The 16,393-nt window shown below is 37.4% G+C and carries 19 protein-coding genes and 1 pseudogene; 13 read left to right on the top strand and 7 right to left on the bottom strand.

Going from position 1 to position 16,393, the window contains the following annotated elements; all coding sequences use genetic code 11:
• Nucleotides 1–65: 65 nt before the first annotated feature.
• Nucleotides 66–620, top strand: coding sequence for a GNAT family N-acetyltransferase (locus BTR25_RS24420; RefSeq protein WP_175596885.1), 555 nt, complete (start codon nucleotides 66–68; stop codon nucleotides 618–620).
• 10 nt (nucleotides 621–630) lie between these two features.
• On the opposite strand, the pseudogene BTR25_RS24415 reads toward BTR25_RS24420, so the two are convergent.
• Both BTR25_RS24415 and BTR25_RS24410 read right to left on the bottom strand, forming a co-directional pair.
• Nucleotides 631–715: pseudogene (locus BTR25_RS24415) on the bottom strand.
• Nucleotides 716–780: 65 nt separating this feature from the next.
• Nucleotides 781–2,166, bottom strand: coding sequence for an aspartate ammonia-lyase (locus tag BTR25_RS24410; RefSeq protein WP_075690586.1), 1,386 nt, complete (start codon nucleotides 2,164–2,166; stop codon nucleotides 781–783).
• 236 nt (nucleotides 2,167–2,402) lie between these two features.
• Between BTR25_RS24410 and BTR25_RS24405 the strand changes: the two genes are divergently transcribed.
• Both BTR25_RS24405 and BTR25_RS24400 read left to right on the top strand, forming a co-directional pair.
• Nucleotides 2,403–3,452: an LLM class flavin-dependent oxidoreductase gene (locus tag BTR25_RS24405; protein ID WP_075690585.1), complete on the top strand. Its 1,050-nt coding sequence runs from the start codon at nucleotides 2,403–2,405 to the stop codon at nucleotides 3,450–3,452.
• A gap of 529 nt (nucleotides 3,453–3,981) precedes the next feature.
• Nucleotides 3,982–4,272, top strand: a complete 291-nt coding sequence (locus tag BTR25_RS24400; protein ID WP_075690584.1) for a hypothetical protein — start codon at nucleotides 3,982–3,984, stop codon at nucleotides 4,270–4,272.
• Between the two features lie 98 nt (nucleotides 4,273–4,370).
• Here BTR25_RS24400 and BTR25_RS24395 read toward each other — a convergent pair whose 3' ends face one another.
• Complete coding sequence (locus BTR25_RS24395; RefSeq protein WP_075690583.1) at nucleotides 4,371–5,198, bottom strand: formate/nitrite transporter family protein; 828 nt, start codon at nucleotides 5,196–5,198, stop codon at nucleotides 4,371–4,373.
• 170 nt (nucleotides 5,199–5,368) lie between these two features.
• Here BTR25_RS24395 and BTR25_RS24390 point away from each other — a divergent pair, with 170 nt between their 5' ends.
• The gene (locus BTR25_RS24390) at nucleotides 5,369–6,127 is read left to right on the top strand and encodes a GNAT family N-acetyltransferase (RefSeq protein WP_075690582.1); all 759 of its coding nucleotides are present in this window, start codon (nucleotides 5,369–5,371) and stop codon (nucleotides 6,125–6,127) included.
• An 85-nt stretch (nucleotides 6,128–6,212) separates the two neighbouring features.
• On the opposite strand, the gene BTR25_RS24385 is transcribed toward BTR25_RS24390, so the two are convergent.
• Complete coding sequence (locus tag BTR25_RS24385) at nucleotides 6,213–6,830, bottom strand: acetate uptake transporter (protein ID WP_075690581.1); 618 nt, start codon at nucleotides 6,828–6,830, stop codon at nucleotides 6,213–6,215.
• 199 nt (nucleotides 6,831–7,029) lie between these two features.
• Between BTR25_RS24385 and BTR25_RS24380 the strand changes: the two genes are divergently transcribed.
• A complete protein-coding gene (locus tag BTR25_RS24380; protein WP_075690580.1) occupies nucleotides 7,030–7,638 on the top strand; it encodes a class I SAM-dependent methyltransferase in 609 nt (202 codons plus the stop codon).
• A 26-nt stretch (nucleotides 7,639–7,664) separates the two neighbouring features.
• Here the strand turns inward: BTR25_RS24380 and BTR25_RS24375 are convergent, their stop codons facing one another.
• The gene (locus BTR25_RS24375) at nucleotides 7,665–8,108 is read right to left on the bottom strand and encodes a MarR family winged helix-turn-helix transcriptional regulator (protein ID WP_075690579.1); all 444 of its coding nucleotides are present in this window, start codon (nucleotides 8,106–8,108) and stop codon (nucleotides 7,665–7,667) included.
• Between the two features lie 45 nt (nucleotides 8,109–8,153).
• Nucleotides 8,154–8,633, bottom strand: coding sequence for a glutathione peroxidase (locus BTR25_RS24370; protein ID WP_075690578.1), 480 nt, complete (start codon nucleotides 8,631–8,633; stop codon nucleotides 8,154–8,156).
• Nucleotides 8,634–8,893: 260 nt separating this feature from the next.
• Between BTR25_RS24370 and BTR25_RS24365 the strand changes: the two genes are divergently transcribed.
• The 8 genes from BTR25_RS24365 (at nucleotide 8,894) to adhE (ending at nucleotide 15,764) form a co-directional block, all read left to right on the top strand.
• On the top strand, nucleotides 8,894–9,664 hold the full coding sequence (locus BTR25_RS24365; protein ID WP_075690577.1) for a 3-hydroxyacyl-CoA dehydrogenase: 771 nt from the start codon (nucleotides 8,894–8,896) through the stop codon (nucleotides 9,662–9,664).
• A 151-nt stretch (nucleotides 9,665–9,815) separates the two neighbouring features.
• Nucleotides 9,816–10,220, top strand: coding sequence for an acyl-CoA thioesterase (locus tag BTR25_RS24360; protein WP_075690576.1), 405 nt, complete (start codon nucleotides 9,816–9,818; stop codon nucleotides 10,218–10,220).
• A 128-nt stretch (nucleotides 10,221–10,348) separates the two neighbouring features.
• A complete protein-coding gene (locus tag BTR25_RS24355; RefSeq protein WP_075690575.1) occupies nucleotides 10,349–11,029 on the top strand; it encodes an NUDIX hydrolase in 681 nt (226 codons plus the stop codon).
• A 332-nt stretch (nucleotides 11,030–11,361) separates the two neighbouring features.
• On the top strand, nucleotides 11,362–11,742 hold the full coding sequence (locus tag BTR25_RS24350) for a hypothetical protein (protein WP_075690574.1): 381 nt from the start codon (nucleotides 11,362–11,364) through the stop codon (nucleotides 11,740–11,742).
• A complete protein-coding gene (locus tag BTR25_RS24345) occupies nucleotides 11,732–12,205 on the top strand; it encodes an aminodeoxychorismate lyase (RefSeq protein ID WP_175596884.1) in 474 nt (157 codons plus the stop codon). Before BTR25_RS24350 ends, BTR25_RS24345 begins: the two co-directional genes overlap by 11 nt.
• A 198-nt stretch (nucleotides 12,206–12,403) precedes the next feature.
• Nucleotides 12,404–12,631, top strand: a complete 228-nt coding sequence (locus BTR25_RS24340; protein ID WP_075690573.1) for a hypothetical protein — start codon at nucleotides 12,404–12,406, stop codon at nucleotides 12,629–12,631.
• Nucleotides 12,632–12,894: 263 nt separating this feature from the next.
• Entirely contained in the window at nucleotides 12,895–13,122 is a 228-nt protein-coding gene (locus BTR25_RS24335; protein ID WP_075690572.1) for a hypothetical protein, read from the top strand.
• A 44-nt stretch (nucleotides 13,123–13,166) separates the two neighbouring features.
• Entirely contained in the window at nucleotides 13,167–15,764 is a 2,598-nt protein-coding gene (gene adhE, locus BTR25_RS24330; RefSeq protein WP_075690571.1) for a bifunctional acetaldehyde-CoA/alcohol dehydrogenase, read from the top strand.
• Between the two features lie 279 nt (nucleotides 15,765–16,043).
• On the opposite strand, the gene BTR25_RS24325 is transcribed toward adhE, so the two are convergent.
• Nucleotides 16,044–16,393, bottom strand: a 350-nt coding sequence (locus BTR25_RS24325) for a transposase (RefSeq protein ID WP_175596883.1), incomplete at its 5' end; no start/stop codon positions are given.

Below are 16,393 nucleotides of genomic sequence, written 5' to 3'. Positions count from 1 at the left end.
GAATGAGATTTTATTAAAGAGACATATTACTAGAATTAGTAGAGAATTATTTTGAGGTGATAATCGTGTTGATGGATGTAATATATGGGGACTTGCCTGAATTAGAAACGGAACGATTACTTTTAAGGAAAATTACGCTAAATGATGTGCAAGATATGTACGTCTATTGCTCAGATGAAAAGGTTGCAGAGTATGTGACATGGGATACTCACCAAAGTATGTCTGACACAACAGCATTTGTTAAATATGCGATAAATCAATATAGCAGTAAGAAAGTTGCGCCATGGGGAATTGAAAATAAACAAAATCAGAAGTTAATCGGTACAATTGATTTTGTATCATGGCAGACAAATCACAAAACTGCAGAAATTGGATATGTTCTTGCACGAGATTATTGGGGAAGAGGGCTTGTTACGGAAGCAGCTAAGGAGATTATCAAATTTGGGTTTGAACACATGAATCTTGTCCGGATTCAAGCCAGATGTTTTGAAGAAAATATAGGTTCTCAGCGTGTAATGGAAAAGACAGGTATGCAATTTGAGGGGATTTTAAGAAAAGCAATGCTTATCAAAGGAAAACATCGAAATCTAAAGATGTACTCAATTATAAAAGGAGAATAACTTGGTAGATAGGACTTGATGGGATTCAAACCCACAAAATGCACGTACCATAACGTTGATACGATACGGCTGCTCTATCATTGAGCTACAAGTCCTATTTATAGTATGTACATATTCACCATGCTTATTCTAAAATAATGAGAAGATATCCAAGGAAAACTTAGATCATTCCTTCTGGATCAATTGCTTTTTCAATTTCTTCTGTCCATAAACCTTTGTCGAGTAATACTTGTTTTATGGTTTTGTTTTCTTCGTCAGCTTGTTTGCCAATTTGGAAAGCTAGATCATAACCCATAATTGAACTAAGCCCGGTAACAAGAGAGAGACTTGCTTCCATCCAGCTTTTGCATCTTTCAATATTTGCCTGAATACCATTAATACACTTATTTACTAGGGTTGAAACGGCATTTGTAAGTAATTCAATTGAATGAAGTAAGGTGTGGGCAATCATGGGCATCAGGACATTAATTTCTAGCTGGCTAGCAATTCCAGCTGTTGCTAAGGCAGCTTCATAACCAATTACTTGGCAAGAGACCATATGGGTCATTTCTAAAATGGCTGGATTCACCTTGCCAGGCATAATCGTTGATCCAGGTTGAACAGAAGGGAGAGTAATCTCTGCCAAACCTGTTCTTGGTCCAGAGCTTAATAAGCGTAAATCACTTGTGATTTTAATTAAATGAATGGACAATTCTTTTAAGGCAAGCATGGTGCGTATCGGGGCATTAGTATTTTGCATAAACGTAAACATATTATCTGGTTCACGAAATGGCAGATTTGTACGTATACATACTTCTGAAATGATTTTTGGGATGTACCCCGGCTTCAAGTCCATCTTGGTTCCAATTGCATTACCTCCTAGACCAATCTCATATAAATGATTAAGACTTTCTTTTATCTGCTGACTAGTACCCTTAATGGTTCCAGCAAAACCTGAAAATTCTTGACCTAAGCGCATAGGTACAGCATCATGTAAATGGGTTCTGCCTGCTTTTAAAACCGCAGTAAACTGTTCAGCTTTGTGGTGAAGTGCTTTTTCCAACAATAAAAGAGCTGGAAGAAGCCCATGATTAAGCTTTTCTGCGGCTGCAATATGGATGGCTGCATGAAAGGTATCATTGGTTGATTGGGACATATTGACATGGTCATTTGCGTGAACCTTTTTATTATCTATTGAGCCTGTTAAGATTTCTGAAGCCCGATTCGAAATGATTTCATTCGCATTCATGTTTTGTGAGGTTCCAGCCCCCGCTTGATATACATCCACAACATAGTGCTTATCCCATTTCCCTTCAATTACTTCCTCTGCTGCTGTAAGGATGGCCTTCCCAATTTCGGGAGACAATTGACCTAGTTCCATATTGGCCACCGCGGCGGAGGCTTTTATGATGCCTTGTGCTTTAATGAATTCTCTAGGCAAAGTAATACCACTTATTTTAAAATTGTCAACTGCGCGCCCAGTTTGTGCGCCATAATAGGCTGTGGATGGAACCATTATATTACCAAGTGGATCATTTTCAATACGATATTGGTTTGAAGTATTCATCTAAATCTCCTTAATGTAACTATTAGACGTTCAAAATTATTAGTGTTATTGTTTACATTTTGTGGGGCTATTACACTCAAACTATTCGATATTTACTGATCATCTATTTTAAGTTTTTTCGGACTTAAAACTTTTATAATTAAAACTAGGCAGTTAAGATATTCGTATGATTATTTGTAAATTATATATACGAGCTGTGTCTAGGTTTAGAGCATACATAATTGGAGGGTTTTTAGGTGGAAATAGGTATAAGTACGTTTGTAGAAACAACACCAGATGTTGTAACTGGTGAGGTAATAAGTCATGCACAACGCATCCGTGAAGTTGTGGAAGAAATTGTTTTGGCGGATCAGGTAGGCTTGGATGTCTTTGGTGTAGGAGAACATCACCGCGAAGATTTTGCAGCATCTTCACCAGCTATTATACTTGCTGCTGCTGCATCACAGACAGAAAGAATTCGATTGACTAGTGCTGTAACGGTTCTTTCTTCGGCAGATCCAGTTCGAGTATTTCAGGATTTTGCCACGGTAGATGCCATTTCAAATGGACGTGCAGAGATTATGGCGGGACGTGGTTCTTTTATAGAATCTTTTCCTCTGTTTGGGTACGATTTAAAAGACTATAATGAATTATTCGAACAAAATCTTGAATTGCTGTTAAAGATCAGAGAATCGGAGAAAGTAACATGGAAAGGCGGCCATCGCCCGGCTATAAATAATCTAGGTGTGTACCCAAGACCGGTGCAAGAGCCTTTACCTGTCTGGATTGGCAGTGGAGGGAATCAGGACTCCGTGATTCGTGCAGGTCTGTTAGGATTGCCGTTAGTTTTAGCCATTATTGGAGGCAGCCCGTTACATTTTGCTCCGCTGGTACAGCTTTATAAAAAGGCAGCCGAGCATGCAGGTCATGATCATTCAAAGTTACCTGTAGCATCGCATTCACATGGCTTTATAGCTGACAGTACTGAAATGGCTACTGAGAAGTTTTTCCCTTCGACTCAGCAGGTGATGAATAAATTAGGAAGAGAACGCGGTTGGGGAAGGTATGACCGCTCAAGCTTCGATGCAGCGCGCAGTTTCGAAGGCGCATTGTATGTCGGAGACCCAAAAACAGTGGCTGAAAAAATCATCCACTTACGAAAGAATGTTGGGGTCACACGATTCATGCTCCACGTTCCAGTTGGAACCATGCCGCATGACGATGTGATGAGAGCAATCGAACTTTTAGGCAAGGAAGTGGCACCTATTGTTAGAGAAGAAATCTCTCAGTGGGAAGAAGCAAACTAAAGTAACAAGCTCGAAAATTTCTTCCTTTTCCTTTTGAAATAAGAATGGCCCCGAGATGGGGCTATTTCCTTTTAAATTTCATGCCGAAAGATAAAATCTCGAAGCTGTTTTTTAGAACATATCCGTAATTTTGCCTATAGTCAATTACTACTTTTCCTTCAAGATGCTTTTCAGCAAAGGGGTTAACAAGAAGGGTAAGTTCATCAAATGGGTACACTTTATCTTCAGTTTCTTGCTCATCCTGAACAAGTTCAAACTCAACTGTGCTTGATCAGCCGCCAGTTTGAGTTGCCTTTAAACGGACCGGTGTATTTGCTGGTAAAAGGGACCGTAGTTGCTCGTATGCTTCAGTTGTAAGATTAATACTCATGTTTTTCACCTCATGGTTTTTTGTATTCATACAGTGTAGCATGGCAGATTAATTTAAACTAATGATTAGTCTCTGTAAGTTATTGTGATTGACTCTAGTGGTATTTGAACGCGGTATCATATTGTGTAACAATAGAATATTAATGGTTGGAGGAACATTGTGAGGTTGATTGCTTCCCAAAGTTATTTGACAGTTACAAGAGTGATTAAGTGGAATAAACAGCATTATATAACAAATGAACATGAACTCTATTTATATGAGGAGAAAATTGTCACCAAAATGGAGCAATTTTTAATTGAGGATGTCTATGATATCACATACAGACCATTCAGCACAGAATTTGGTTTTCTCTATCTGCATACAAATAGAGGAGTATTTCCTTTTCGTACAAAAAATAAGCCTTATCAATTTATAGAAGAATATAAAGGACTAAGAAAAAATAATGAATAATCAAATCCAAGAAATCACTGCGAATAAGTAGAAATAATAAAAGTGCCAGAGACATCAGGATAATTGATGAGTACTGACACTTTTATATTTATGATTTCTTACATACTCATTTTCTTTTCTATTAAGTCTGGCTGCTTAGATCCCTCTATCACAGTATATTCCTTCTTTTTATAGGCAAACCAATATAGCATTCCAACAAATAGTGCTCCGCCAACAGCATTACCCAAGAATACAGGAATAAAATTTAGTATATATTCAGTCCAAGTGAAGGATCCTGCAAAGATGGCTGCAGGGATCACAAACATGTTTGCTACCACGTGTTGGAAGCCTATAGCAACGAATGCCATTGTAGGAAACCATATACCTAGAAATTTCCCCATCATATCTTCACTTGCGTACGAAAGCCATACAGCTGCTGCAACAAGCCAATTGCAGCCAATGCCCGATATAAATGCTTGGATAAAGGTAGCATCTAATTTATGCTCAGCAATCTGAATGGTCCTTTCTAAATACTGATCAACTTCTGTTAATCCAACGACATGACCAAAGAAATACGCTACAAAGATCGCACCCAAAAAGTTACTAATCGTAATAAGAAACCAATTCTTTAGAATCTGTTTTGTTTGAATCTTCTTTGCGAACCTAGCAAGTGGTACTACCATCATATTTCCTGTTAACAGTTCTCCTCCAGCTAATAATGTTAGGATTAGGCCAATTGGGAATACAGCCGCACCTAAAATACTGCTTAATCCGGATAAACTCTCAGATAAAGGTGCCGTGACTCTTATATAAAGTAAGAATCCTAAAGCTATAAAAGCACCAGCTTGAAAACCCAGAATAATTGTAGTTGAAAATGGGTAACTCGTCTTTTTTATCCCGTTTTTAATGGAGATTTCTAATGTTTTTTCAGGTTTCTGTAATAACATAAGGCATAATTCCCTTCTAACAAAGCTTCTGATTGTGATATACTTCACATATTTACTCGTCTATATTTTAACGTAAATACCGGTCACAAATTGTGAACATTTCATAACTTTTATGCTACTATTAAGCTAAATAGACTTTAACCTTTTATGGGTAAAGGGTGGAATTATTTATGGAGCAGATTACCTTTAAAGAAATATATGTTCTTGGTCAAGTTGTAGCAGAAGGAAATCTATACAAGCATATACATGATCCGGAAATGCTACTTAGATATGATAGTAATTTTGTAGAGTTTAAGCGTATGCCTTCTATCGAGGAATTTAAAACTGCGGAAGCTTATCTTAGACAATTCCATTTGAATCATGGCCAAAAGCACGTAAAGTTTTACTTTCCTGAGAATGAAAAACCGGCTGGAGAAATTATTGATTATATGAATGATTCCTGCTATTATATTGGATTTTTAGAATTGTATGCGATACAGCCAAACGAATTTCCTAACGTCAGACCCAATCCAGATATTGAGATTCAAAAGGTGTCAAATAGTAATTTTGATCAATTTTTGACCTTACAATTTAGGCAAGATTTAGTTTACGGCAGTTATTACGCTAGTCAGAAGCAAGATCTCCTTAGAAGAAACTTTCTGAATCCAACTATTCTGCAGGTGCTAGCCTTATATAAAGGTATTCCATCAGGGTCAGTTGATGTTATTATAGCCGATGAAACAGCAGAAATTGATAATTTAGTTGTTGATGAAACTTACCAGAAAAAAGGAATTGGAAGCAGTCTGCAAAAATTTGTGATGGAAAACTTGCAAAATAAAACAGTTATTTTAGTAGCAGATGGTGAGGACACTCCTAAAGAAATGTACAGAAAGCAGAACTATCAATTTCTGGGGTTTAAATATTATTCACAAAAAGCGTATGAAGAGTAGGATAGAAGAAGTGAATCGTCAGCAGACCATCAGGAGATCCTTACCCCCAGCTGATTAGAAGCTAAGGGTCAGTGCAAACATTACTTTATTTGAAAATTCCAAAAGGTTTTCCAACTGGCAGGGTAACTTTTCCAAAATGATTATTTAAAACACTTGCCGCAGAGCCGTAGAAGCTTAGAATGGCAATAAAAAATTCTGAGAAAGCGGCTAATTGATGCATGGCTTCTGTCCAAATTCCTAAAGAAGAAAAAGCAAGTCCAATGAATAAGAAATCGATTAGTACGAAGATGAAAAACAAAACCTTATGTGTCTCCATGGCACCCACTGTCATAAATAAGCTAAAGATTAAGTACCCAATAAATGCAACACCTAATTGTTTTGGATCAGCAGCCGCTGCGGCAGCATCACCGAATACACCATATTGTATTAACCAAGCTGTTCCGACACCTAACCAAAATAAACCAAAGGCACCAAAGGCGGTTGTACCAAAGGTGTTATTATGTTTGGCATCAAGCATGCTTGCAATAAGCTGTGCTATACCTCCAAGGAAAATTGCCCAGGGTAATACGAAGGAAACACCGTCTGTCCACCCTAATTTGGAAGTCGATGCCACTAGCGTTACCATCGCTAAACCAAATAAGCCAAGGGCGGAGGGGTCAGCGGTTGTAATTTTTACTTGTTGAATAGAATCTGACTGGTTCATGAAATACCTCCTAAAAAAAACATACTTGCTTACTTTACATAATAAAGCAGCTCTTGGCAATAAAAAGATATACAAGTATAATTTTTTTGTAGCTAATTCTGTATCTCTACTATTAGCTGTTTATAAACGGGGTATTCAAACCTTTAGAAAATTATTAAAGGCAACGTGCAGTCGATACTAATTTTGTGAGGTATTACAAATGAGTGACAGAATTAAGTGGAATTTGAAATATAAAGTACGTATCATGCTTATGAAAGAACCAACAGCTAACTCCAGATTAAAGGAGCTGTCTACTTATCTCACTGGAGGTAAAGCGCTCGACCTTGCATGTGGTCTTGGAGGAAATAGTTTATTTCTCGCTCGGATGAACTATCATATCGAAGCCATTGATATTTCGGATGTCGCCATTGACTATATCCGAGAACAAGCAAAAGCTCATCATCTGTCGATTCACCCTAAAGTATGTGACTTAACGGAGCTGAATAAATTAGACTTACACAGAAATACCTTTGATTTAGTGGTCATAACAAACTATTTAGATCGCAGGCTTTTCCCGATAGTGAAGGAAATAATAAAAGAGAACGGATATTTCTTTATGGAAACCTTTTATCAATCTCCTCAAGAAGATAATCAAGGGGTATCTGATCAATATAAGCTTAAACCTAAAGAATTGCTGGATGAATTCAGGGACTGGCAAATCCTTTTGTATGAGGAACATAAACAAGAAGCAAAACAAACTGTCTTTTGTCAAAAACCTTCCACAAAAATGGACGTAAAAAAGTGCCAGGTTCATTCGGAAAGTGAATAAAACCTGGTACTTTTTTAAAATCTGCATTAATGATCAGGCCTGCGATTTCTCAACTTAAGGTTCAAACTAGTTAGCTGTTCCATTAATTGTTCGTATTCTTCCATTTGGATATTACAGGTAACGATTTCCCTACTGACACTCTCAGTAATCGCTCGTTTTTCATTCACTGCCTTTGACTTTAAGCAAATATAGACTCTTCTTTCATCCTCAGTAGACCTTTTCTTACTTAACCAACCATTTACTTCCATCCGCGAAATCATCGGGGTTAAGGTTCCTGTACCTAAATTTAATTTTTCTCCAAGTTCTTTAACGGTTAGAGCATCCTTTTCCCAAAGTGCTAAAAGAACAAGGTATTGAGTATAGGTTAATCCAAATTCTTGGAGGACCTTTGCATATAGTTTTGTGAATTCACTTGATGTTTCATAGATGGCGAAACATAGTTGTTTTTTTAAACTCATGAAGTCTTCCATACCTATCACCTTTCAGCATTGATTACTAAGTGTGAACATTAGATCTTAGGATAGTAATTTTACGATGTCTTCCTCGATTTTACTTGGATCAGTCGTAGGGGCATAGCGCTCTACAACGTTACCGTTGCGATCTACAAGAAATTTAGTGAAATTCCATTTAATATTCTTTGAAAGGAGGCCTTTTTTCTGCTCTTTCAAATATACAAATAGGGGGTCTGCGTTTTCTCCGTTTACATAAATCTTTGCAAAGATAGGGAAGGTAACACCATAATTCAATTGACAAAATGAGGTTGTTTCTTCAATACTATCAAATTCCTGATTATTAAATTGATCACAAGGAAATCCGAGTATCTCCAATCCCTGGTCATGATACCTATCATTTAATTCCTGAAGACCTTTAAATTGTGGTGTTAAGCCACACTTACTGGCTGTATTAACAATAAGCAACGGTTTACCTTCATATTCGTCTAAAGATTTCAATTCTCCATTGATCATTTTCACCTTAAAATCATACACAGTCTTCATTATTCGTTCCTCCTCTAAATATATTCATTTTGTCGATAATAAGTCTTGTGCGATTTAATCTTAAGCGATTTAAATGAATAGTACAAGTATATACTGTTTTGATTCTAATGTTTGAAATATGAACAATTTTCTTTTTCAATGTGTCCTGGTTTCGAACATTAGTAGATTTAAAACTAAGCTTTTTAAGGGATTTATCTTGGCATGAAATTTGCAAGAAATAAAGATAAGAGTAAAAAATTTCATTAAAAGGAGATTGAAACATGCAAATTAAAGATAGTGTCACCGTTGTAACAGGAGGCGCCTCAGGACTTGGTGAAGCTACTGTCATACGTCTTGTAGAAAACGGTGGCCGTGTAGCAATTCTAGACTTACAAGATGTTTATGGAGCTGCCCTTGTTGAGAAGCTTGGGTCTGATCGTGTTTTATATGTAAAAACAAATGTTACTAGTGAAGAGGATGTTCAATCAGCTATTAGCCAAACAATTGAAAAATTTGGAGTGATTCATGCAACAATTAACTGTGCCGGGATCGGAATAGCAGAGAAAACTCTAGGCAAAGAAAAGCCGCATGACCTTAGCAGTTTTTCTAGAGTTATTCAAGTGAATTTAATTGGTACGTTTAATGTTCTCCGACTTGCAGCAGAAAAGATGGCACTAAACGCACCAAACGAAGAAGGCGAAAGAGGAGTAATCATTAATACGGCATCTGTTGCTGCTTTTGATGGTCAAATGGGGCAAGCTGCATATAGTGCATCCAAAGGAGGGATTGTTGGAATGACATTGCCGATTGCCCGCGACCTAGCAAGAAATGGAATACGCGTGATGACGATAGCACCGGGCCTAATAGACACCCCGCTATTTGCAGGAGCTCCTGAAAAGGTCCGTCAAGCATTAGGTTCAATGGTGCCATTTCCATCAAGATTGGGCTATCCTTCTGAATATGCCATGTTAGCACAAAGTATTATTGAAAATCCATTACTAAATGGTGAAACTATTCGTTTGGACAGTGCGATACGAATGCAGCCAAAATAAAAAAAGTCTCGTAAAATGGAAACTTTATAGTCTAATTGGCTCATTAAAGACGTTGCAGTTACAAATGGGCCATTAATTATATACAAGGGATTTCTGAAAAAGGAATTAAAGGTGATGAGTTTTATTGATTCACTAGACGGGGTGATAACAAATGCAAACAATAATAGAAGCAGAAGTCGACGAGGATAAAATTGATCATCTAGGCCATATGAATTATTTGGAATACATTATTTTCTCAGAAAAGGGGATGAGTGATTGGTTCCAAAAAGCTGGGGCTTCTCATCTAAATTTAGCTCAACGGCAAATGGGGATGGTATTTGTAAAATTAGATGTCTCCTACCTAAACGAAGCCAGACTGGGAGATTTACTTAAGATCAAAACTATACCTGTACATTTAGGGACTAAAAGTTTTGTTATTAAACAAACGATTTATAACCAACACGATCTACTTATTACCGAATTCAAAAAAACCTTCGTTATGTTCAACACAGAAACAAGAAAGAGTATACCTGTAATTGATGAAATTTCTGTCCAATTCAGAGATTCACAGGAATAAAGGTAGAAGAAAAGCGAGTATCGATTGCCAATGAAATAGGTTGGTAAATCTGTAAAACTTAAAAAAGGTAAGTTTGTTTTACTCTTACTTTTCCATATATTGTATAATCGTTATAAGGTGGGATGCAAATGGGAGCTATTCCCAGACCGGCTTCAACAGTTGTATTGTTGAATGATTTATCAAGGGTTTATTTAACAAAAAGGCCAGGAACGATGAAGTTTATGGGGGGATTCCATGTATTCCCTGGAGGGGCGGTCGAAAAAGCTGATTACGTTATGCGTAGTGATTACATAATTAATGCTAAGCATGAGCTTTCTGTCAGTCTTCCTAATTACATAACCGCAGCAAGAGAATTGTTTGAGGAGATTGGTATTTTACTAGGCCATCACTTAGACGGTTCCCCATCAAATTTACCAAAAGAAATACTCTCCAAGTATAGACAGAAGCTTTTAGTTGGTGAAATTTCCTTCACTCATRTTTTAGAGCAGGAAGAACTCTATCTTGACTTAGACTGTTTAACCTACTTCGGACAGATCATTACACCCGAAGATATGCCAATCCGTTTTGATACCCGATTTTTTCTGGCCAAACTGCCCCTGGGGCAAAATCCAGACCCAGACCAAAGGGAAATTGAAGAAGCACTATGGATTACACCTGAAGATGCCTTAAAAGCTAATGTAAACAAAGAATTCAAACTCGCACCACCGACAATCATATCACTCCAAACGATCATAAACTATCAAAATGGAGGTGACTTGATGATGTCCGTAACAAAGGACGACTTATTAAGATTACTAAAAAATAAATAACCTGCGAAAATACCCTATCTCTTTTGAGGTAGGGTGTTTTAGTTGGTTGCTCCTTTGTAAACAGCGACCATTAAGGAAGTGTTTCTCCTGCGATCTTTGATCCTGGGACAACGTGACAGGGTACAAAGCAGAGTTTGTCCTGCGATCCATCATCAGGGACAAAATGGATGAATGTATTTCGGAATTTAGTGATACCGTCATTCTTTTTATCCGCAATTTGGCAAATCACTCCGACCTTTGATGTGTTTTTGTGAATCAAATCGAAAGTTTACTAAATTGGAGGTATAATAAGTACTTGTGTTGTTCTAAAGCAGAAGGAGGAAATTATTTTGATGGAATGGACTTTAACTGGATTGTTGGGGATATCAGCATTATTATTAGTTATTTCTCTATATAAGACACGTCATGCTTCAAAGGTAAACCATAGAGAAGTTGATATGGTTCATATATCGGTTATGAAAGAAATCAATAGCATTCAAGATTCTATTCGTCATATAGAGCTTGACGTAGAAGTGATAACGAAGGAAGCCGGGATACAACTCTCTTCTGATAGAAAGGTATTTTTACGTGAAGTACTAGACTTATATAAACGCAACTATTCTATTGAGAGCATTGCAGAGAAAAACCAGGTAACAGTAAGTGAAATCGAACAGATCCTTGCTCCATTTCAGGAATCAAAAGATGAAGGGAGAATAGTAGCATATGAGAATTAACGTTTTGAGTAGCTTTGCAGCAGGAATTCTTATATCCACAACGATTTGTGGCGTTGCTTATTTCTCGGATAAGAGTGAAGTAAAGGCATCTGTCAAAACATCTGAAAGTATAACAACAGGTAAGGTTCAATTATCTGAAAATGAAATGAAAGATCAGCTTGTTGCAGCAGGCTATGTTGTTCAAACGAAAGATGAATATGAACAATCAAAAGCAACTGAACAAAAAACAGATACAGTGGAAGAAAGCAGTAAAAACGTAACAAAAGTAATCGTAAATGTATCAAATGGGATGACCAGTATTGATGTCGGTAGAACGCTTGAACAAGCTCAGTTGGTACCGAATGCTTTTAATTTCTCTAAAGATATTGAAAGTAAAGGATTGCAAAACAAATTGCGTCCTGGTACCTATGTAGTGGATAGTTCAATGTCCTATGATCAAATCATAGCAACAATCTTTAATTAAACATCATGTTGAATACGAAGTGCTTGATAACAACGCTTTAAAGAGTGTTAGCTATCAGGCACTTTTTATTTTCCACTTAATAAAGCGAATGGATGAGAAAATTTATGCTTAAAGTTCAAAGTTTGTTCAACATTTCACAAACTTTTCGCATGATTTAATGATATGATTTAATCAGAAAGAAACAAGGAGTGATAAGACATGATGGTATGTGAGTGGCGATCATTTTCTACAGATTCTGAAACTTATACATTAGAGACATTCCAGGACCTAGTGGGTGACGAATTTGAAGCGATGATGTTTAAGGATAATGATGATATCCCCGCGTATATATGGACAATTAATTTTGTCATTATTGTTAAAAGGTCTACTAAAGTACTAACTGACGTTAGCTTTGAAAAAATTCCAAGAAATCCTGTTTGTGAATAGTAGTACACATTTTATTTATAATTGAGATTTATTTCACAATTATAAAAACGTTAAGAATAGATGGATATTTTTTTTAATCTCAATTGTGAAATACTTCACAAAGTTAGATTAAACCGGATTTTAAAAATACTACCAATTCTATAGAGTTTACATCATTAACAATTTGTATATATTTTTATCATAATTCGGACACTTTTCGGTAGGTTTTACCAGTTTTAATCGTGCTATGATTTTAATCACAGAGAAGCAAGGAGTGATACATGATGATGGTATGTGAGTGGAGAGATTTTTCAACAGATGCTGAGACGTATACGCTAGAAGTATTCGAAGAAACGTTAGGTGATGAATTTGAGGCAATGATGTTTAAGGAAAATGAACAATTTCCTTCATATATCTGGACAGTGAATTACGTTATTCTTGTCAAAAAATATACTAAGGTTCTTACCGATATTTCATTTGAAAAAATTCCAAGAAATCCTGTTTGTGAATAAAAGATAGTAAATCAAACTTTTAAAATAATGGAGGTCTTTTGATTATGGCAGTTAAGGTAAAAGAAGTTGTAAATGAAGTAACTGGAACAATTGATATTTTAGTAGAAAATGGATTGAAAGCATTACAAGAGTTCAGAGACTTTACGCAGGAACAAATTGATGTAATTGTTAAAGAAATGGCCTTAGCTGGACTTGATCAGCATATGCCACTTGCGAAACTCGCCGTTGAGGAAACCAAAAGGGGAGTTTACGAAGATAAAATCATTAAAAATATGTTTGCGACAGAATATGTCTATCATAATATTAAATACAATAAAACGGTTGGAATTATCAATGAAAACGAACACGAAGGAATCATTGAGATTGCTGAACCTGTAGGTGTGATTGCAGGTATAACACCTGTTACAAATCCAACTTCAACTACCATGTTTAAAGCGTTGATTTCAATAAAGACAAGAAATCCGATCGTTTTTGCCTTCCATCCATCTGCACAGAAATCAAGCAGTGAAGCGGCAAGAGTACTAAGGGACGCAGCGATTAAAGCTGGTGCACCTGAAAACTGTATTCAGTGGATTGAGACTCCTTCTCTACAGGCAACTCAAGCTCTTATGAACCACTCGAAGATCGCGCTAATTCTCGCAACTGGCGGTGCTGGCATGGTTAAATCAGCATACAGTTCTGGGAAGCCCGCTCTTGGAGTAGGACCAGGAAACGTACCGTGTTATATTGAAAAATCAGCGAATCTTCATCAAGCGGTAAATGACTTGATCTTGTCTAAAACGTTTGATAACGGAATGATTTGTGCATCTGAACAAGCGGTGATCATTGATCAAGAGGTTTATGAGGATGTAAAGCAAGAGATGATTGCTAATAATTGCTACTTCCTAAATGAAGAAGAAAAACAAAAAGTTGAAAAATTAGTTATTAATGAACAATCTTGTGCTGTTAATGCTGACATTGTAGGTATGCCTGCTGCTAAAATTGCTGCTATGGCTGGTGTACAGGTTCCAGAACACACAAAAATCCTTGTTGCAGAATTAGAAGGTGTAGGACCACAGTTTCCGTTATCTAGAGAAAAGTTAAGTCCTGTTTTAGCTTGCTACAAGGTTTGCAGTCTTGATGAAGGGTTAACGAGGGCCGAAGAAATGTTGGAGTTTGGAGGACTCGGACATTCTGCTGTTATTCATACCACTAATCAGAACATCATTAAGCAATTTGGCTTACGGATGAAGGCAGGACGCATTATCGTGAATGCCCCTTCTTCTCAAGGAGCAATTGGAGATATTTATAATGCCTACATGCCATCCCTAACACTAGGTTGTGGTTCATATGGCGGAAACTCAGTTTCCACAAACGTCGGTGCTATTCATTTAATAAATATTAAAAAAGTGGCTAAGAGGAATGTTAATATGCAATGGTTTAAAGTTCCATCCAAAATCTACTTTGAAAAAAATTCAACTCAATACCTAGCGAAAATGCCAAACATTTCAAAAGCATTTATCGTTACCGATCCAGGAATGGTAAAACTAGGGTATGTGGATCGAGTACTTTACTACTTAAGAAAGCGTCCGGATTATGTTCACTGCGAAATTTTTTCAGAGGTTGAACCAGATCCTTCAATTGAAACGGTCATGAAGGGTGCAGAAATGATGGCTAAATTCCAGCCAGATGTAATTATCGCGTTGGGCGGAGGTTCTGCAATGGATGCAGCCAAAGGAATGTGGTTGTTCTATGAACATCCTGATACCGAGTTCTTCGGTCTTAAACAGAAGTTCTTAGATATTCGTAAACGAATTGTCAAATATCCTCGTTTAGGTGAGAGAGCACAATTTGTAGCGATTCCAACAACATCTGGAACGGGCTCAGAAGTCACTTCATTTGCCGTTATTACAGATAAAGAGGCTAATCTAAAATACCCGCTTGCAGATTATGAATTAACGCCAGATGTAGCCATTATTGATCCACAATTCGTAATGACTGTGCCAAAGCATATAACAGCGGATACTGGAATGGACGTACTGACACATGCAATTGAGGCTTACGTTTCCTGTATGGCGAATGATTATACAGATGGATTAGCAATGAAAGCCATTCAACTTGTTTTTGAGTACCTGCCAAGAGCATATCGAAATGGCAGTGATGAGTTGGCACGTGAAAAAGTGCATAATGCATCTACGATTGCCGGGATGGCGTTTGCAAATGCATTCCTTGGTATTAATCATAGCTTGGCACACAAGCTTGGAGCAGAATTCCATATTGCCCACGGCCGTGCAAATACTATTTTAATGCCGCATGTCATTCGATACAATGCAACGAAACCGAAGAAGTTTACGGCTTTCCCTAAATATGCACATTTTGTTGCAGACAAACGTTACGCAGAAATCGCTAGAACACTTGKACTTCCAGCACGGACAACGGATGAAGGAGTAGAGAGTCTTGTACAGGCAATTATTAAATTGGCCGGCGAGCTAGAAATTCCAATGAGTATTAGAGAGAATAATGTAGAGGAAACTTTATTTGAAAGTAAAGTAGACTATCTTGCTGAGCGGGCATTTGAAGACCAATGTACAACAGCAAACCCCAAACTACCATTAGTAACTGAATTGGCTGAAGTATACCGCCAAGCATATAAAGGAGTTTAATTAATCAATTTATACTTCTTGTAATAAAAACAACCTCCCTAATTAGTAGGGAGGTTTCAGATTGTCGAGAAAGGGTAGTTTTCTCGGCAATTTTTCATTTTGTTTGATTTAAAAATTGATTGTTTTTGATTTAATTGCCTATGCACCAAGGCCTGTTGATTTCCCCTCCAGGTGCCTCGCTTTCCGCGGGCGTGCCGGGGAGCCTCCTCGTCGCTACGCTCCTGCGGGGTCTCCCACTGCCCCGTACTCCCGCAGGAGTCTACGCACCTTCCGCGGAAATCAACAGGGTTCAAATATCTTAGTATTGCCACACACTCTTTCAAGCCTAGCTAAGTGTTTGGCAATTTTTTTCATATTTTGGCACGCTGCCGTAAGGAGAGCCTGTTCGCTTGCTTTTCTTAATCCGCGTAACCTACAATAGCGAAGCCCATGCAGTTCTTTTGAATCTGCGAAGCTTCGCTCAACCATTTCCTTTCTAAATTTATAAAGCATTTTTCCAGACTTAGATAAGCGATTTTCTCTTACCTTTTCCTTGTGCTCTTCCCAAACATGACGTGTTACTACCTTTACCTTATTTTTGGAACGAGTACATTGGGAAAGAAGTGGACAGTTTCCGCATTTCTTTGAAT

The sequence above is a fragment of the Bacillus sp. MRMR6 genome, from assembly GCF_001940785.1.
GTDB lineage: Bacteria > Bacillota > Bacilli > Bacillales > Cytobacillaceae > Neobacillus.
The sequence above is the reverse complement of the archived record's forward strand: the minus strand, read 5'-3'. Positions and strand labels throughout refer to the sequence as shown.